Below are 15882 nucleotides of genomic sequence, written 5' to 3'. Positions count from 1 at the left end.
GTCAGAGAAACAGGCCTGCCTCTACCCCGAAGTAGCGGCCCAGCGCGCGGGCGTGGTCGGCGGTCAGGGCGCGTTTGCGGTGCAGCAACTGACTGAGGGTACTCTGCTGAATGCCGGTCGCCTCGGCCAGTTGCTGCTGGGTCAGGTTGTTCTGCTCCAGGTAAAAGGCCAGCATGGCCGGACCATCCGCCTTGGGAACAGGAAAATGCTCCGCCTCATAGGCCATGATCCGGTGCATCAGCGTGTCCGCGAGGTCGGCCAGCGGATGCCCTGGCGTTTCGCCTATCTCGGCGTCGAGCGCCTTCAGAAAGATGGTCGCGCGCGCCAGATCGTCGCCGCTTTCGATGGGGGCAAACGCTTCCGGGGCCAGGGCGTGCAGGTGCTGCCAGGTGCGCGAGAGTTCGGAGAAGTTGGTCATCTCAGGGCCTCCAGTGGTCATACTGCCGGTGGGTCAGGGCGGCCTCGATATAAAACCGCTTGCCCACGAAATTGGGCCGGACAATCAGGCGGTACTTCTTGCCCCCGATGTCGAACACGATAAGGCCGCCCACCCAGTCGGCGCTGCCGAAGTCGGCCTTGACCTCGGCAAAAGAGCCGTACTCCCGGGAACGGACGTGCCGGTACCAGGCCCGGAGCGGCGCTGCGGCATCCGGATGCTCTTCCCCGAAGGCGAGCAGGGTACTCAGGGTGAGAACGTTCATCCCCATTGCCACAGTATCGCATATTGTAATAAGGCGGCGGGCCGGACGTGTCCTGGGTGTCCGCTGCCCGGTTAGAGTGGCTGTATCTCGCCCCTTACCCTCCACCTCATCCGCCACGCGCCCACCCTCCCGAATGCCGAGCGCCGCTATCCGCGCTCTGACGAGGACGCGCCCCTATCGGAGACGGGCCTAGCTCTCGCCCGCGCGCTGAGGCTGCCAGAGTCGGCCCTGGCCTTCACCTCCCCCAGCCTGCGCGCCCGGCAGACGGCGGCGCTGGCCGGGTTCCCCCACGCGCGGTCGGTCCCGGCGCTGGCAGAGGCCAACTTCGGCGTGATGGCGGGCCGCACCTGGGCCGAGCTGGAAGCCGCCCACGGGGAAGCGCCCCGCGCCTGGATTGACGCCCTGGCCGACCCCACCTCCGACCGGGGGCCGCCGGAAGGGGAGACGGGCCTGGCCCTTCACGCACGGCTGGAGGGCTGGCTGGCCGCCCTGCCTGACGCAGGCGAGGTGGTCGCCTTTACCCACGCGGGGCCGCTGCTGGCCGCCCTGCGCCTGACGGTAGGCCTGCGCGCCGCCGAGGTCAGGCCGGGCGGCGTCGCCACGCTGCGGCGGGCGGGCGGCGCGTGGTGGCTGGCCGAACTGCGCGTGCCCCCCGACCTCCCCTGACCTGCTGGTTGCTGGAAGCTGGCCGCTGGCCGCTCCCATGCCATCATCCCCCCATGCCCGCCACCCCCACGCGGCCCCCGCTCAAGCTGGCGACCTGGAACGTCAATTCGCTGAACGTGCGCCTGCCCCAGGTCATCGCCTGGCTGGAGGCGCAGCGGCCCGACCTGCTGGCCCTTCAGGAAACCAAGCTGGAGGACCACCGCTTTCCCCTGGCGGAACTGGAGGCGCTGGGTTACCACGCCGCCTTTTCCGGGCAGAAGACCTACAACGGGGTCGCGCTGCTGTCGCGCCTGCCGCTGACGGACGTGCAGGTGGGCATTCCTGGTTTCGCGGACGAGCAGCGCCGGGTATTGGCCGCGACGGTGGGCGGCGTGCGGGTCGTGTGCCTGTACGTACCCAACGGGCAGGCGGTCGGCTCCGGGAAGTACGCCTACAAGCTGGCATGGCTGGCGGCCGTCCGCGACTGGCTGCGGGATGAACTGACGCGGCACAGACGACTCGCCGTGATGGGCGACTTCAACGTGGCCCCCGAAGACCGCGACGTCCACAGCCCGAAACGCTGGGAGGGGCAGGTGCTGGTCAGTGAACCCGAACGCGCCGCCTTCCGCGACCTGCTCGCCCTGGGCCTGCACGACGCCTTCCGCCTGTTGCCCCAGCCCGAGCGCGTCTTCAGTTGGTGGAACTACGGGCGGCTGGCCTTCCCACGCAACTGGGGCCTGAGAATCGACCACGTGCTCGTCTCCGCCGCCCTGGCTGCTGAATGCCAGTCCTGCACCGTGGACACTGGCCCCCGCACCCACGAGCGCCCCTCCGACCACGCCCCCGTGCTGGCGACCTTCTCGACCCGCCTGCAGGAGACTCCCCCCACCGAATAGGGCCTGCCCCGCCTCTGCTGGCCGCTGGAAGCTGGTCGCTGGCTGCCCCTCACAACCTCACCCCCCGCCACCGCCCCGACGCGAAGCGCCACGCATACGCCACCGCCGCGAGCGCGATAAAGACCAGCGCCGACCCCCACGCGCCCGTCACGCCCGCGCGCGGGGCCAGCCATGCGGCTCCCAGCACCATCACCAGCCACGCCCCGGCCAGGGTCACGAGGAGGCGGAAGCGCGTGTCGCCCGCGCCGCCCAGCGCCCCGCCCAGCACAATCGCCACACCGTCGAAGACCTGATAGGCGGCCATGACGGCCAGGACGGTGCGGCCCACCGCCAGCACCTCCGGATCGCGGTTAAAGAGGCCGATGAGTGCCCCCGGCAGCGCCACGAAGAGGAGCGCCAGCACGCCCATCAGCGCGGCGGCAATCCCGGCCCCCCGCCAGCCGATGCGGGCGGCGATGTCCGGGCGACCCGCCCCCAGCGCCCGCGACAGCAGGCTCCCGGTCGCCGACGCCAGCGCGAAGGCGGGCAGGAACCCCAGGCTGGCGAGCTGGTTGGCAATCTGCGACGCGGCGAGTTCCACCGCCCCCAGCCGCGAAATGATGCCCTGAAAGACCGTGAAGGCCCCCACCTCCGCCAGTTCGGTGACGCCGGCGGGCAGGCTGACCCGCGCCAGCCGCGCCAGTTCCCCGCGGGCGGGCCGCACCAGCCCGAACGGCCCGAAGCGCGGCCCGTGCAGGCGGCCCAGCAGCCCCAGCGCCAGCCCGTTCTGGAGGCTCACCGCCACCACGGCGGCCCACGCCGCGCCCGTCACCCCCCACCCGAACCCGAAGATGAACAGCACCGCCAGCGCCGCGTTGACCACCATCACCAGCCAGGCGAGTTGCATGGGCGTGCGGGTGTTGCCCAGGCCCACCATCACCGAGAGGGCGGCGTTGCCCAGCAGCATCGCTGGAATCTCCCACACGCGGATATGGGCGTAGGTGCGCGCCACCGCGGTGATGTCCGGCCCCGGCCGCAGCAGCGCGAACAGCCCGTCCAGCAGCGCGGGGCCGACCAGGGCCAGCGGCAGGCCCACCAGCCCGCAGCTCAGGAACACGCTGGCCCAGCGGCGCACGCCCGCCGGGTCCCCTGCGCCCAGACTGCGGGCCACGAAGGTTGCGGCAGTGTTCAGGCTCCCGCGAAACAGCAGCACCAGCGTCAGCAGGCAGATGTTGGCAAAGCCCACCGCGCCGACCTCCAGCACGCCCAGACGGCCCATCAGCAGGGTGTCGGTCAGGCCGACCGCCGTGTAGGCGAGGTTGGAGAGCATCAGGGGCCAGGCCAGCCGCAGCAGTTCGCGGGTGCTGCCCTGCGGCGGGGTGCCCTGGGCGGGGGAGTCGGCAGACACGAGCGGCACGCTAGCACCCCGGGGTCGAGGGGGAGTGGCTCCGGGTAACCTCCCTGGGGCCATCCCCTAAACTCCGCACGTGCGTCCCTACCGGCAGGAGGATTTCGAGGCTTGTCTCGCGCTGTTTGACAGCAACACACCCAGTTTCTTTGCCCCGGAAGAACGCGCCGCCTTTGAACGCTTTCTCCTGAAGGGCAGTGGCCGGTATTTCGTGCTGGAGGAGGAAGGGCGCGTCGTGGCCTGTGGTGGGGTCGCGCTGGCCCCGGACGCCTATCCGGCATGTTCGGGAGGTGTTCCCCTGCCGCCGGACAGCAGCGGCCTGACGTGGGGCATGGTGGCCCAGAATCTTCATCGCCGCGGTCTGGGGACGCAGTTGCTTCAGGCCCGCCTGGGCTGGCTACGTGCCCACGCGCCCCACGTGCGCGAGGTGCGGCTCTCCACCAGCCAGTTCACTGCGCCCTATTACGCCCGCCAGGGCTTCCGCCCCCTGAACGTGACGCCGGACGGCTTCGCGCCGGGCATCGACGCGGTGGAGATGCGGCTGGAATGGCTGACCCCCGGACTGAATGGGGAAGGCCAGTCGGGTCAGCCATAGGCGCACTTCTGCTACCCTGTTCCCACCTGGGAGCGGGGAAGTCCGGTGAGAATCCGGCGCTGTCGCGCAACGGTATGCAGGCCCGGTCTGTAAGCCCGAATGCCCCTCAGGGACGCCCTGCCCGCGTGGCGGGGCACCTCTCGCCGTCAGAGGGCCACGCACCGAGCTTTGCACGCTGACACCGCTGCACCCGCTCTGGCCCCGGCTGGAGTGGGTTTTTCGCTGTGCGCCCCCTCCTGCTGCCGCCTCCATGCACGCCGCGGAGCCTTTCATGCGTCACCTCGCCCTGCTCACGGCCCTCGCGCTGCTTTCCAGCGCCGCCGCCACGAAATACCCCCTCACCGTCACCGACGATCTGGGCCGCACCGTCACGCTGAAGGCCGAGCCGAAGCGCATCATCGCCATGCTGCCCAGCCACACCGAGACGCTGATTGCCCTCGGGGCGGGGGACAAGCTGGTGGCGGTGGACCGTTTCAGCAACTATCCCAAAAACGTCACCGACAAACTTCCCAAGATGGGCAGTGCGTACCAGCCCAACCTGGAAGCCATCCTGGCCCTCAAGCCCGCTCTGGTGCTGGCCGACGAGTCGGCGGGGTCGCGCCTCACCGAGAAGCTGGCGGCGGCGGGCCTGACCGTGTACGGCGGCACCGCCCAGACCTACAACGAGGTCTTCGAGAAAATCGCCGTGCTGGGCAAGCTCACCAACCATGAGGCGGGGGCCACGCGCCTCATTACATCGATGCGCTCGGAGCTGAACGCGCTGCAAAAGAGCGTGGTGGGCCTGCCGAAAGTCAGCACCTACTACGAGGTGGACCCCGCCCCCTACAGCGTCGGCCCGAACTCCTTCATCGGCACGCTGCTGACCAAGGCGGGCGGGCAGACCATCGTGCCCGCGCGGCTCGGGGACTTTCCCAAGCTGGACCCCGAACTGATTGTCAAGGCCAACCCCCAGACGATGATTGGCCTGGGCCTGGACGACGCCCGCAAGCGCCCCGGCTGGCAGGGCCTTCAGGCAGTGAAGGCGGGGCGCGTGTATATGCCCACGCCCGAGGAACGTGATGCCCTCTCGCGCCCCGGTCCCCGGCTGCCCGCCGCCCTGCGCGCCCTGATTCGCTGGCTGCACCCGGAGGCGCTGAAATGACGGACGACGCGACGCAAGCACGCCGCGAGGCCGCCATGCGCGAACTGGCGGAGGCGCGCGACAGCCACCAGAAACGCGAGGACCTGAGCCGGGGCCGCCGGGGCCTCCTTATCGTCAACACCGGCAAGGGCAAGGGCAAGACGACCGCCGCGCTGGGGCTGATGCTGCGGGCGCACGGGCGGGGCCTGAAGGTCCGCATGTTCCAGTTTCTCAAGCACGAGAAGGCCAAGTTCGGGGAACACCGCACCCTCGACCTGCTGGGCATCCCCTACGAGGGCCTGGGCGACGGCTTCACCTGGCGCTCGCGCGACCTGGAAAACTCCGCGAGCCTGGCCGCCCACGGCTGGGAACTGGCGAAGGCGGCGATTCAGTCCGGCGAGTACGACCTCATCGTGCTGGACGAGTTCACCTACGCCCTCAAGTACGGCTGGGTCCCCTGGCCCGACGTGGAGGCGACCCTGAAGGCACGCGACCCGAAACTCCACGTGGTCATCACTGGCCGCGACGCCCTGCCCGAACTCGTGGCGCTGGCCGATACCGTGAGCGAGATTCAGCCCGTCAAGCACGCCTACGAGGCGGGCATCGGCGCGCAGCCGGGGATTGAGCACTGATGGGGAGGACGCGATGATTGTCTGTATCGGTGCGGGTCCCGGCCACCTCGACTTTCTGACGCGCCGGGGGGCGGAACTCGTCTCCAACGCCGATGTGGTCGCGGGCTTCGACGCCGTGGTGGATGTGGTGCGGCCCCTGCTGCTGGCGGAACAGCAGGTGGTCACGATGGGCTACCGCGACCAGGTGGCGAAACTGGCCGAGGTGGCCGAGCTGCACCACGCCGGGAAAAACTGCGTGGTGGTGTTCATGGGGGACATCCACTTCAGCGGCTTTCAATTTCTGGAGCGGGTGGAGACGGCCTGCGGACATCCGGTGGAGACGGTGCCGGGCATCTCCAGCGCGCAGATGCTCGCCAGCAAGGGCCGCGTGTGCTTCGATGAGACCACCTTTCTGACCTTTCACCGCCGGGGCGACCTGACGCCCTTCAAGACGCACCTGCGCGACGTGCTGCACGCCGGGCGCAACGCCATCGTGATTCCGCGCCCGTGGGACTTCATGCCGAAGGACGTGGCGGCGTACCTGCTCGCCCACGGCGCGAGTCCGGCGCACAAAGTCGAGGTCTGGGAGAACCTCTCCCGCGCCGAGGCGGAATGGACCGGCACCCTGGCCGAGCTGGAGGGCCACGACTTCTCCGACATGAGCATCCTGCTGATTCGCGCGCTGACGCCGATGCTGACGGGTTTGGAGGGCGAGGCGTGAACGACTATGCCATCGTGCTGGCCGCGCACGGCAGCCGTGACCCCGCGAGTGCCGCGCAGTTCGAGCAGCTCGCCGCGCGGGTGCGGGCGCTCGATCCGGACCGGGTCATCACCCACGGCTTTCTGGAGTTCAACGCGCCCACCCTCGACGAGGCCGCGCGGGAGGCAGTGGCAGCGGGGGCACGCGAAGTGGTGTTGGTGCCCGGCGTGCTGCTGGCCGCCACCCACGCCAAGAACGACCTGCCCAGCGAACTGAACGCGCTGCGCCAGGAGTTCCCCGACGTGACCTTCCACTACGGTGCGGCGATGGACCTGCACCCGGCCCTGCTGGAAGTCTGCCGCGAGCGTCTGATTGAGGCCGAGGCGGCAGCCGAGCGCGAAGTCCGCCGCGACGAAACGCTGTTGCTGCTGGTGGGGCGCGGCACCACTGACCCCGATGCGAACGGCGACGTTCACAAGCTCGCCCGCTTTCTGGAGGAGGGCCTGGGCTACGGCGCGAGCCTGGTCTGCTACAGCGGGACGGCGAAACCCGACCTGCCCACCGGCCTCGCCCGCGCCGCCCGCCTGGGCTTCGCGCGGGTGGTGGTGCTGCCCTACCTGCTGTTCGACGGGGTGCTGGCCCGCCGGGTGCGCGAGGCGGTGGCCGCCGCCGCCCAACGCTGGCCCGGCACCGAGTTCCTGACCGCCGGGCACCTGGGGCCGCACGAGAAGGTCGCGCAGGTCTTTCTGGAACGAGCGCGCGAGGGCGTGCAGGGCCAGGGCCACATGAACTGCTCGCTGTGCAAGTACCGCGTGGGCGTGGTCGGCTACGAGGCGCAGGTGGGTGCGCCGCAGGTGGGGCACCACGGGGCGGTGCGCGGGCTGCTGGCCGGGGGAGAGGCCCCGGAACGCAAAACCATCGCCCCCTACGAACCGCACCCCATCGAGCGCCAGTCCTTCGACATCATCGAGACGCTGCGGGATTGGTCTACCGTCAACCCCGCCGACCGCTACGCGATGCAGCGCCTCGTCCATACGGCGGGCACCCCCGACATCGTAGATGACCTGTACTTCTCGCCCGGCGCGACCGAGGCGGGTGTGATGGCGATTCTGCGCGGATTGACCGTCGTGACCGACGTGACGATGGTGCAGAGCGGCCTCAAGCGCGAGGTGCTGCGGACGCTGAACGTGTCGGTGTGGTGCGGCGTCCACGACCCCGAAACGCACCTGCTGAGTCGCGAGGCGGGTATCACCCGCTCCGCCGCCGGAATCCGCCGCGCCTACGAGAAGTTCGGCAACGACTGCATCGTCGCCATCGGGGACGCCCCCACCGCGATTTTCGAGACGGTGCGCCTGATTCGGGAGCGGCACTGGCGGCCGGGTCTGGTGGTTGGCCTGCCGGTGGGCTTCGTGGGCACCCGCGAGAGCAAGGCGGCCCTGCGCGCCTGCCTCAGCGTGCCGCGCCTCACCAACGCGGGCACGCGGGGGGGCAGCCCCTGGGCCAGCAGCGTGGTGAACGCGCTGATGATTGAGGCCCAGAATCGCCTCGCCGCCGTTGCCGCCGCTCCCGCCGGGACAGACGGGTGAGCCTCGCCATGACGCCGACGCCGCCCCAGCGCCTCGACCTCTCGCTGCCCGCACCCAACGGGTTGAAGCGGGGCTTTACCACCGGCAGCGCGGCGACGGCGGCCCTCGCGGCGGCGCTGCACCTCTTGCTGCGCGGCGAGACGCCCGAGCGCGTGACCATCCGCCTCCCGGACGACCTGCGGCTGGACATCCCCGTGCAGCAGGTCCGCCTCACCGACGCCGGAGCTTACGCCGAGGTCGTCAAGGACGGCGGCGACGACCCCGACGCCACCCACGGCGCGACCCTGTGGGTGACGGTCACGCCGAACGGCAGCGGGCACATGACCTTCCACGCCGGAGAGGGCGTGGGCACCGTCACCGCCCCCGGCATCCGCGTGCCGGTGGGCGAGCCGGCCATCAACCCGGTACCGCGCGAGATGCTGCGGCGGGCGGCGCTCGACCTCGCGGGGCAGGAGGGCTTCGCGGTGACGGTGGGCTGCGTGAACGGCGAGGCCATCGCCCGCAAGACCTTCAACCCCCGGCTGGGCATCCTGGGCGGCATCTCCATCCTGGGCACCACCGGCATCGTGGAACCGATGAGCCTGGAAGCCTACGCGGCGTCGGTGGAGGTCTACGCCCGCGTGGCCGTCCACGCCCGCCCGGACGCCGTGGTCTTCACGCCCGGCAAGCTGGGCCGCGACTACGCGCGGGACACCCTGAACGTGCCCCCGCAGGCCATCGTGCAGATGAGCAACTTCGTGGGGACGGCGCTGGACGCGCTGCAAGGGGCGCTGGAGGAAACCGGGCACCCACTGCCGCTGCTGCTCGTCGCCGGGCATCCTGGCAAGCTCGCCAAGGTCCTCAACGGCGACTGGAACACCCACAGCCGGCACAGCGGCATGGCGATGAACGCGCTGGCGCGGGTGGCGGCGGGGCTGGGGGTGGACGGGGAAACGGTGCGGGCGCTGGCCGACGCCAACACGGTGGACGCCTGCGTGGCGCTTCTGGCCGGCCACGGGCGCGGCGCGGAAGTCTGGCAGGAGGCGGCGCGGCAGGTCGCCCAAACCCTGCACGAGCGTACCCCCGGCGTAGGTCGCGTCCGGGTGGCCCTCTTTGCGCTGGACGGCACCGGGCTGGGGGAGGCGGAGGCGTGACCACGCCCGGCACCTTTTACGGCCTCGGCGTCGGCCCTGGCCCTTACGGTCTGCTGCCCGTCGCCGCGCTGGAGATTCTTCAGACCGCCGACCTCATCTACGCCCCCCGCTCCCGCGTTTCGCCCGATTCGGTGGCCCTCGCGGCGCTGGACGGCCTGCCCTTTCCCCGCGAGCGGGTGCGCGAGGTGGAGTTCCTGATGGACGGCGACGACGCCCGCATCGGGGAGCATTACGCGGCCCTGGCCCGCGAAATCGCCGCCCACCAGTGGGCCGGGCGCAGCATCGCCTACCTGACCATCGGGGACGCGATGACGTACAGCACGCTGGGCTACCTGGTGGCGGCCCTGACCCGCGAGGCCCCTGACCTCCCGCGCCGCGTGTTCCCCGGCGTGACCAGTTATGCCACCGCCGCCGCCCTCACCGGTTTCTCGCTGGGCGAGGGCAAGGAGCGGGTGCTCATCCTGCCCTGCCCCGACGACATGGCGGCCCTGCGCGCCGACATCCTCTCGCACGACGTGGTGGCCCTGATGAAGGTGGGGCGGCGCATGGCGGACGTGCTGGCGCTGCTGACCGAACTGGGCATCGCGGAACACTGCGCCCTCGCGCACCGCCTGGGGCTGGACGGGGAAGTTGTTCTGCCCTCGCTCGCGCCCGCCCCCGACCCCGGACGCCTGGGCTACCTGAGCGTCGTCCTGATTCGCCGCGAGGCTCCCCGGAGGTTTGCTTGAAGGTTTATTTCATCGGCGCTGGTCCCGGTGCCCCCGACCTCATCACGCTGCGCGGTGCGCGGTTGCTAGGCGAATGCCGCCTGATTCTCTACGCCGGGTCGCTGGTGCCCGAGGCCGTGCTGGAACACGCGCACCCGGAGGCCGAGACGTTCAACACAGCGGGCATGCACCTTGACGAGCAGATGGCCCTATACCGCCGCGCTCAGGCAGAGGGATTGAACGTGGCTCGCGTGCATTCCGGCGACCCGGCCATCTACGGCGCGACCGCCGAGCAGATGCGGGCACTGCGCGAACTGGATATTCCCTACGAGGTGGTGCCCGGCGTGAGCAGCTTTACTGCGAGCGCGGCCGTGCTGGGTGCGGAACTCACCCGTCCCAACGTCACCCAGACGGTCATCCTGACGCGGGTGTCGGGTCGGGCAAGTCCTGTTCCCGAGCGGGAGAACCTGCCCAGTCTCGCGGCGCACGGGGCCAGTCTGTGCCTGTTCCTGGGGGGCAACCAGCTTCCGCAAATCGTGGCGGACCTGCTCACCGCCTACCCGCCCGAGACGCCGGTGGCCCTGGTGCAGCGCGCCACCCAGCCCGACGAGCGCCAGCACGTCAGCACACTGGAGCGCCTGCTCTCCGAAATCCGCGTCAGCGAGTGGGCGCTGACCACCATGCTGATTGTGAGTCCCGCCCTCTCCGACCCCGACACCAGCAGCCGCCTCTACGACCCGGCCTATGCCCACCGCTTCCGCCGCGCGGAGAAGGAGGGGGCGTGACGGCGGCCCCGCAGAGCCTGGCCGTCTGGCCCGTCCGCCGCGAGTCGGAGGGGCTGGCCGGGCGGCTGGCGGATGAGTTGGGAGCGGCCCTGCACCGCCCCTGGCAGGACGCCGGACGGCAGAGGGACGCTTTCCGCGCTGCCTTCCACACCGCCCGCGCCTGGGTCTTTATCGGCGCGGCGGGCATCGCCACCCGCTTCGTGTCGGGGCTGCCGCACAGCAAGCTGACTGACCCCGCAGTGGTGGTCCTGGACGACGCCGCCCGCTTCGCCGTCGCGCTGCTGGGCGGGCACGAGGGCGGCGCGAATGCCCTGGCCTACCGGGTGGCCCGCCTGACCGGGGCCGTGCCCGTCGTGACCACCGCGACCGAGGCCGTGAAGCCCCTCACCCTGGGCATCGGCTGCCGCCGGGGCGTGAGCGAGGAACAGATTGCCGCCGCCGTGGCACACGCCCTGGGAGAGCACTCCCTGACGGACGTGCGCGAGGTCGCCACAGTGGACCTCAAGGCGAACGAGGCGGGCCTGCTCGCCTTCTGCGAACGCCACGGCCTGCCGCTGCGGATTTTCGCCGCCGCCGACCTGGAGGCCCGCCCCTTCGTGACGCGGCACAGCGAGTGGGTGCAGCAAAGCGTGGGCCTGAGCGGCGTCTGCGAACCCTGCGCCCTGCTCGCCAGCCCGCGCGGGCGGCTAACCGTGCCCAAGACCGCCCTGAACGGCGTGACTGTCGCCGTGGTGGAGGACCGGGGCGCGGCTGTTTTCGAGGAGAAGTTATGACGAGTCCACACCGCACCGGACATCTCAGCCTCGTTTCCGTGGGGCCGGGCGACCTGTCGCTGGTGCCCGAGCGTGCCCGGCAGGCGCTGACGCAGGCCGACGTGATTGTCGCCTACGACCTCTACCTGACCTGGGTGCGCCCGCTGCTGACCACGCAGGAACTCCTGACGCCACCGCTGACGCAGGAAAAGTACCGGGCAGAACTGGCGATTCAGAAGGCGGCGGAGGGGAAGCGGGTGGCCCTCGTCAGCTCCGGCGATATCGGCGTGTACGCGATGGCGGGCCTGGTCTTCGAGGACCTGCCCGAAGACCCCCCCTTCGGCGTGGAGGTGATTCCCGGCATCACCAGCGCCACCGCCTGCGCCAGCCTGCTGGGATCGCCCCTCACGCACGATTTCGCCACGCTGAGCCTCTCGGACCTGCTATGCCCCTGGGAGTGGATTGAGCAGCGGGCGAGCCACATCGCCCAGGCCGACCTCGCCGCCGTGCTGTACAACGTGCAGAGCAAATCCCGGCGCGAGGGCGTCTACCGCGTGCTGCGCCTGATGCTGGAACACAAGCGCCCCGACACCGTCTGCGGCGTGGTCCGCAACGCCTACCGCGAGGGCCAGGAGGTGCGCGTCACCACCCTGGAGGCCTTGCTGGGCGACGAGTTCGACATGCTCACTACCATCGTCATCGGCAACCGCTTTACCACCCGGAAAGGCCGCTGGATGTACACCCCGCGCGGCTACAACGACTGGCAGCCGGAGCGGGCGGGGGAGAGCGTGGCCGCGCCCCAACCCGAAGGCACTGTCTGGGTCTACAGCGGCACCCGCGACGGCAACGCGCTCGCGCTGCGCCTGGCTGAAACGGGCCAGCCGGTCACGCTGAGTGTGGCTTCCGACCTGGGGGCACAGGTGGCCCCGACGCACCCGAACCTGCACCTCTACAGCGGCCAGCCCGGTGTGGAGGCCCGCCGCCGCGCCCTGCGTTCGGCCCGCGCCGTGGTGGACGCCACCCACCCCTACGCGCAGGCCATCACCGCGCAACTGCGGGAGCTGACGGGCGAGCTGGGCGTGCCCTACCTGCGCTATGAGCGGCCCAGCGGCCTGCCCGAAGACACGAGCGGGCTGATTCTGGTGGACTCCTTCGAGGAAGCCGCGCGGGCTGCCCTTGCTTATGGCCGGGTCTTCCTCGCCACCGGCAGCAAGGACCTGGAAGCCTTCCTGCACGCCGCCCCCGGGGCGGAGGTCTTCGTGCGTCTCACCCCGCAGCCCGACGTGCTGCGCCGCGCTGGGGAACTCGGCATCCCCGCCGCCCGCATCTGCGCGATGATTGGCCCCTTTTCCCGCGAGTTCAACGCGGCGCAGTGGCGGGCCTGGAATATCGGCGCAGTCGTCACCAAGGAAAGCGGCGACGCGGGGGGCTTCGGGGCCAAACGCGAGGCGGCCCGCGAGCTGGGCCTGCCCCTCATCGTGGTGCGCCGCCCGCCGCCCGTGCCCGGTGCCTTTGCCACCGCAGGTGCGCTGCTGGACGCCCTGAACACTCTTTCCAAGGAGCTTGCATGACCTCTCCCAAGACGCCCGTCACCCTCGTCAGCGGTTTTCTGGGCAGCGGCAAGACCACGCTGCTGGGCAACCTGCTCAGCCAGACGCACGACCGCACCCTGGCCCTCATCGTCAACGAGTTCGGGGAGGTCAGCATCGACGGTCCGCTGCTCGAAACCCGCGAGGACGGCGTGGAACTGCACGACGTTCACGGCGGCCTGCTGGCCTACGGCGGCGAGGGCGACGCCTTCCGCCGCACGTTGCGCGCCCTGCTGGAGCGCCGCCACACCTTCGACCACGTGCTTATCGAGACGAGCGGCCTGGCCGTGCCCACCGCCGTGATGGTCACGCTGCAGGAGCCGGAGTTCGCCGCCGACTTCGTGCTGGACGCCACCCTGGTCGTGGTGGACACGCCGCTGCTGCTGGCCGGGGCCTTCGGCGCGGACGCGGGCGACGAGGCTGCCCGCAGCGCGGCCCGCGTGTTCGACGCGCAACTCGAATATGCCGATGTGGCCGTGCTGAACAAGATTGACGGCCTGAACGACGCGGATTTGCTTCAGGCCGAGGCGGACGTGCGGCACCGCGCCCCCCGCGTGCGCTTTCTGGAACTGGCCTACGAGGCGCGGCTGGACACGCAGCTCACGCTCGGCCTGAACCTGCACGGGAGCCGCCGCAGCGCCGCGCACCACGCGCCCGTCAGCGGCACGCCCGGCGACCTCGCGCAGCCGCTCCACGACCACAGCACCCTGGACGGCCACTCGCACGGCGACCTCGATGCCCACGTCCACAGCCTCAGCACCCACCAGCACTTCCACGAACACGACCCCGGCTGGCAGTCCTTCCGCCTCACCAGTGACGACGTGCAGAACGTGCCCGAACTGGTACGGACGGTGCAGAACGTGGCCCGCGTCTTCCCGGTGCTGCGCGTGAAGGGCTTCGTGCAGGGCGAGGACGGCACCCGGCACGCGGTGCAGGCGGTGCGCTCGCGGGTGGAAGCGCAGCCCGCTCCCGCGAAGGCGGACGCGCCCAACGAACTGGTTTTCATCGGCTATCACGTCAGCCGCAAGAAGGTCATCGAGGCGCTGCAAAAGGCGCTGCCGCAACGGTGGGCCTAGCGTGAGCGTGCCCACCGCCTCCCCCGTCACGGCCCGCGCGACCCTCACCCGCAGCGCGCCCTACCTGCTGGGCGTGCTGGGCCTGCACCTGCTGGCGCTCTCGCTGCTGGTCCCCTCCGCGCTCCAGAATCCCCTGGTGTGGGGGCTGGGCCTGACCGCCTACCTGTTCGGGATGCGCCATGCCTGGGACGCCGACCACATCGCCGTCATCGACAACACCGTGCGCAAGCTCCTCACGCTGGGCCGCCCCGCGCATGGGGTCGGGCTGTTCTTCAGCCTGGGGCATTCCAGCGTGGTGCTGCTGATGGCGCTCGTGGCGGCCGTCGTGGGCAAGGCGCTGCTGGGCGCGCAGGAGGATATCGGCCTGTTCGGGGGCTGGGTCGGCCCCTTCGTGGCGGGGGCGTACCTGCTGCTGGTCGCGGCCTTTAACCTGCACGCCGTCTGGCGCATGGGGCGCGGGGAGCCGGAGGGGCATCACCACGGCGGCCTGCTGGCCCGGCTGCTGGCCCCCCTGACCCGCCTGGTGAACCGGCAGTGGCACGTCTTCCCGCTGGGCTTCCTGATGGGCCTGGGCTTCGACACTGCCAGCGAGATTGCCCTGCTGGCACTCGCGGGGCAGGCGGGGCAGCAGGGGCTGACCTGGACAGCCATTCTGGCCCTGCCGCTGCTGTTCGGCGCGGGCATGACCCTCTTCGACACCCTCAACGGCGCGTTCATGACCCATGCCTACGCCTGGGCGCTGGACCGGCCGGGGGCCAAGCGTACCTACAACCTGCTGATTACCGGCCTGTCCGGGGTGCTGGCCCTGGTCATCGGGGTCGTCACGCTTGCGCAGTGGGCGGGGGAACACTTCCCGGCCGCCGCCCGCGCCCTGGCCGCCTTCCAGAGTGTGGACGTGTCCCCGCTGGGCTTCGGGCTGGCCGCCGCCGCCCTGGTGCTGTTCGTGGGGGCGCAGCTTTGGACGCGGGGCCGGCGGGCCTGATGCACCCCGGCGACCGCGAGGCCCTCTGGCGCGTCCTGCGTGCCCGGCGTGACCACCGCCATTTCCGGCCCGACCCCGTGCCGCCGGAAGCCCTGGAGCGCGTGCTGGACGCCTTTCGCGTCGCCCCCAGCGTGGCCCTCAGCCAGCCGTGGCACGTCACGGTTGTCCGCCGCGCCGAACTGCGGGAAGCGGTCCACGCGAGCTTCACGGCCGTGCGGACACGCGAGCGGGAGCGCTTCGGCGGTGAGCGCCGCGCGCTGTACGACACCCTCAAGCTGGAAGGCATCCGCGAAGCGCCCGTGGGCCTGCTGGTCAGCTTCGTGCCGCCCACGGACGCGGTGCTGGGCACGACCAGCCTGCCCGCCGCGCTGGAATACAGCGTGGTCAGTGCCATCACCCTCGCGTGGCTGGCCGCGACCGCCGAGGGGCTGGGCCTGGGCTGGGTGAGTCTGGTGGAACCGGAGCCTCTGCGCGAAGCCCTCGCCCTGCCGCCCCACGTCCGGCCCCTCGCGTACCTGTGCCTCGGCTTTCCGGCCCTGGACCTCAAAGAACCGCTGCTCCAGACCGTCGGGTGGGCGGGGGCGCGTCCCCTGGCCGTGGACTGGCGCGACTGAAGG

18 protein-coding genes are annotated in these 15882 nt (G+C 70.8%); 15 read left to right on the top strand and 3 right to left on the bottom strand.

From position 1 onward, the window contains the following. Nucleotide 1 precedes the first annotated feature (1 nt). Both ABEA67_RS14840 and ABEA67_RS14835 read right to left on the bottom strand, forming a co-directional pair. A complete protein-coding gene (locus tag ABEA67_RS14840) occupies nt 2-418 on the bottom strand; it encodes a helix-turn-helix domain-containing protein (RefSeq protein WP_345466585.1) in 417 nt (138 codons plus the stop codon). A 1-nt stretch (nt 419) separates the two neighbouring features. Then, nucleotides 420-701, bottom strand: coding sequence for a type II toxin-antitoxin system HigB family toxin (locus tag ABEA67_RS14835; RefSeq protein WP_345466583.1), 282 nt, complete (start codon nt 699-701; stop codon nt 420-422). 84 nt (nt 702-785) lie between these two features. Here ABEA67_RS14835 and ABEA67_RS14830 point away from each other — a divergent pair, with 84 nt between their 5' ends. Next, the gene (locus ABEA67_RS14830; RefSeq protein WP_345466662.1) at nt 786-1367 is read left to right on the top strand and encodes a histidine phosphatase family protein; all 582 of its coding nucleotides are present in this window, start codon (nt 786-788) and stop codon (nt 1365-1367) included. A gap of 53 nt (nt 1368-1420) precedes the next feature. Beyond that, a complete protein-coding gene (xth, locus tag ABEA67_RS14825) occupies nt 1421-2242 on the top strand; it encodes an exodeoxyribonuclease III (protein ID WP_345466581.1) in 822 nt (273 codons plus the stop codon). A gap of 49 nt (nt 2243-2291) precedes the next feature. Here the strand turns inward: xth and ABEA67_RS14820 are convergent, their stop codons facing one another. Further along, a complete protein-coding gene (locus ABEA67_RS14820) occupies nt 2292-3629 on the bottom strand; it encodes an MATE family efflux transporter (protein WP_345466580.1) in 1338 nt (445 codons plus the stop codon). Nucleotides 3630-3708: 79 nt separating this feature from the next. Between ABEA67_RS14820 and ABEA67_RS14815 the strand changes: the two genes are divergently transcribed. The 13 genes from ABEA67_RS14815 to bluB all read left to right on the top strand — a co-directional run bounded on the left by ABEA67_RS14815 (nt 3709) and on the right by bluB (nt 15879). Continuing rightward, entirely contained in the window at nt 3709-4224 is a 516-nt protein-coding gene (locus tag ABEA67_RS14815) for a GNAT family N-acetyltransferase (RefSeq protein ID WP_345466578.1), read from the top strand. Between the two features lie 271 nt (nt 4225-4495). After that, entirely contained in the window at nt 4496-5365 is an 870-nt protein-coding gene (locus ABEA67_RS14810) for an ABC transporter substrate-binding protein (protein WP_345466576.1), read from the top strand. Beyond that, nucleotides 5362-5976, top strand: a complete 615-nt coding sequence (cobO, locus tag ABEA67_RS14805) for a cob(I)yrinic acid a,c-diamide adenosyltransferase (protein ID WP_345466575.1) — start codon at nt 5362-5364, stop codon at nt 5974-5976. Before ABEA67_RS14810 ends, cobO begins: the two co-directional genes overlap by 4 nt. A 13-nt stretch (nt 5977-5989) precedes the next feature. After that, nucleotides 5990-6676: a cobalt-precorrin-7 (C(5))-methyltransferase gene (locus ABEA67_RS14800; protein WP_345466573.1), complete on the top strand. Its 687-nt coding sequence runs from the start codon at nt 5990-5992 to the stop codon at nt 6674-6676. Continuing rightward, entirely contained in the window at nt 6673-8241 is a 1569-nt protein-coding gene (locus tag ABEA67_RS14795; protein ID WP_345466571.1) for a precorrin-8X methylmutase, read from the top strand. The genes ABEA67_RS14800 and ABEA67_RS14795 overlap by 4 nt, the downstream gene beginning before the upstream one ends. An 8-nt stretch (nt 8242-8249) precedes the next feature. Beyond that, nucleotides 8250-9374 carry a cobalt-precorrin-5B (C(1))-methyltransferase CbiD gene (gene cbiD / locus ABEA67_RS14790; protein ID WP_345466570.1) on the top strand — a complete coding sequence of 375 codons (1125 nt, stop codon included), beginning with the start codon at nt 8250-8252 and terminating at the stop codon, nt 9372-9374. After that, the gene (gene cobI / locus ABEA67_RS14785; protein WP_345466568.1) at nt 9371-10102 is read left to right on the top strand and encodes a precorrin-2 C(20)-methyltransferase; all 732 of its coding nucleotides are present in this window, start codon (nt 9371-9373) and stop codon (nt 10100-10102) included. Before cbiD ends, cobI begins: the two co-directional genes overlap by 4 nt. Continuing rightward, nucleotides 10099-10866 carry a precorrin-4 C(11)-methyltransferase gene (cobM, locus tag ABEA67_RS14780; protein ID WP_345466565.1) on the top strand — a complete coding sequence of 256 codons (768 nt, stop codon included), beginning with the start codon at nt 10099-10101 and terminating at the stop codon, nt 10864-10866. The genes cobI and cobM overlap by 4 nt, the downstream gene beginning before the upstream one ends. Beyond that, the gene (locus tag ABEA67_RS14775; RefSeq protein WP_345466564.1) at nt 10863-11639 is read left to right on the top strand and encodes a cobalamin biosynthesis protein; all 777 of its coding nucleotides are present in this window, start codon (nt 10863-10865) and stop codon (nt 11637-11639) included. Before cobM ends, ABEA67_RS14775 begins: the two co-directional genes overlap by 4 nt. After that, nucleotides 11636-13189 carry a precorrin-3B C(17)-methyltransferase gene (gene cobJ, locus ABEA67_RS14770; RefSeq protein WP_345466562.1) on the top strand — a complete coding sequence of 518 codons (1554 nt, stop codon included), beginning with the start codon at nt 11636-11638 and terminating at the stop codon, nt 13187-13189. The genes ABEA67_RS14775 and cobJ overlap by 4 nt, the downstream gene beginning before the upstream one ends. Beyond that, complete coding sequence (locus ABEA67_RS14765; protein WP_345466560.1) at nt 13186-14283, top strand: CobW family GTP-binding protein; 1098 nt, start codon at nt 13186-13188, stop codon at nt 14281-14283. Before cobJ ends, ABEA67_RS14765 begins: the two co-directional genes overlap by 4 nt. A gap of 1 nt (nt 14284) precedes the next feature. Continuing rightward, on the top strand, nt 14285-15265 hold the full coding sequence (locus tag ABEA67_RS14760) for a HoxN/HupN/NixA family nickel/cobalt transporter (RefSeq protein WP_345466559.1): 981 nt from the start codon (nt 14285-14287) through the stop codon (nt 15263-15265). Beyond that, complete coding sequence (gene bluB, locus ABEA67_RS14755) at nt 15241-15879, top strand: 5,6-dimethylbenzimidazole synthase (protein WP_345466556.1); 639 nt, start codon at nt 15241-15243, stop codon at nt 15877-15879. Before ABEA67_RS14760 ends, bluB begins: the two co-directional genes overlap by 25 nt. Nucleotides 15880-15882: the final 3 nt, after the last annotated feature.

Source organism: Deinococcus carri (genome assembly GCF_039545055.1).
GTDB lineage: Bacteria > Deinococcota > Deinococci > Deinococcales > Deinococcaceae > Deinococcus > Deinococcus carri.
Note: the sequence above shows the minus strand (reverse complement) of the source record. Positions and strands in the feature narration are given on the sequence as shown.

What these genes read in the sequence shown, in the direction of transcription:
- ABEA67_RS14765 (WP_345466560.1), top strand. Translation starts at nt 13,186, where the DNA reads ATGACCTCTCCCAAGACGCCCGTCACCCTCGTCAGCGGTTTTCTGGGC.
- xth (WP_345466581.1), top strand. Translation starts at nt 1,421, where the DNA reads ATGCCCGCCACCCCCACGCGGCCCCCGCTCAAGCTGGCGACCTGGAAC.
- cbiD (WP_345466570.1), top strand. Translation starts at nt 8,250, where the DNA reads ATGACGCCGACGCCGCCCCAGCGCCTCGACCTCTCGCTGCCCGCACCC.
- ABEA67_RS14800 (WP_345466573.1), top strand. Translation starts at nt 5,990, where the DNA reads ATGATTGTCTGTATCGGTGCGGGTCCCGGCCACCTCGACTTTCTGACG.
- ABEA67_RS14810 (WP_345466576.1), top strand. Translation starts at nt 4,496, where the DNA reads ATGCGTCACCTCGCCCTGCTCACGGCCCTCGCGCTGCTTTCCAGCGCC.
- cobJ (WP_345466562.1), top strand. Translation starts at nt 11,636, where the DNA reads ATGACGAGTCCACACCGCACCGGACATCTCAGCCTCGTTTCCGTGGGG.
- ABEA67_RS14835 (WP_345466583.1), bottom strand. Translation starts at nt 701, where the DNA reads ATGAACGTTCTCACCCTGAGTACCCTGCTCGCCTTCGGGGAAGAGCAT.
- cobO (WP_345466575.1), top strand. Translation starts at nt 5,362, where the DNA reads ATGACGGACGACGCGACGCAAGCACGCCGCGAGGCCGCCATGCGCGAA.
- ABEA67_RS14840 (WP_345466585.1), bottom strand. Translation starts at nt 418, where the DNA reads ATGACCAACTTCTCCGAACTCTCGCGCACCTGGCAGCACCTGCACGCC.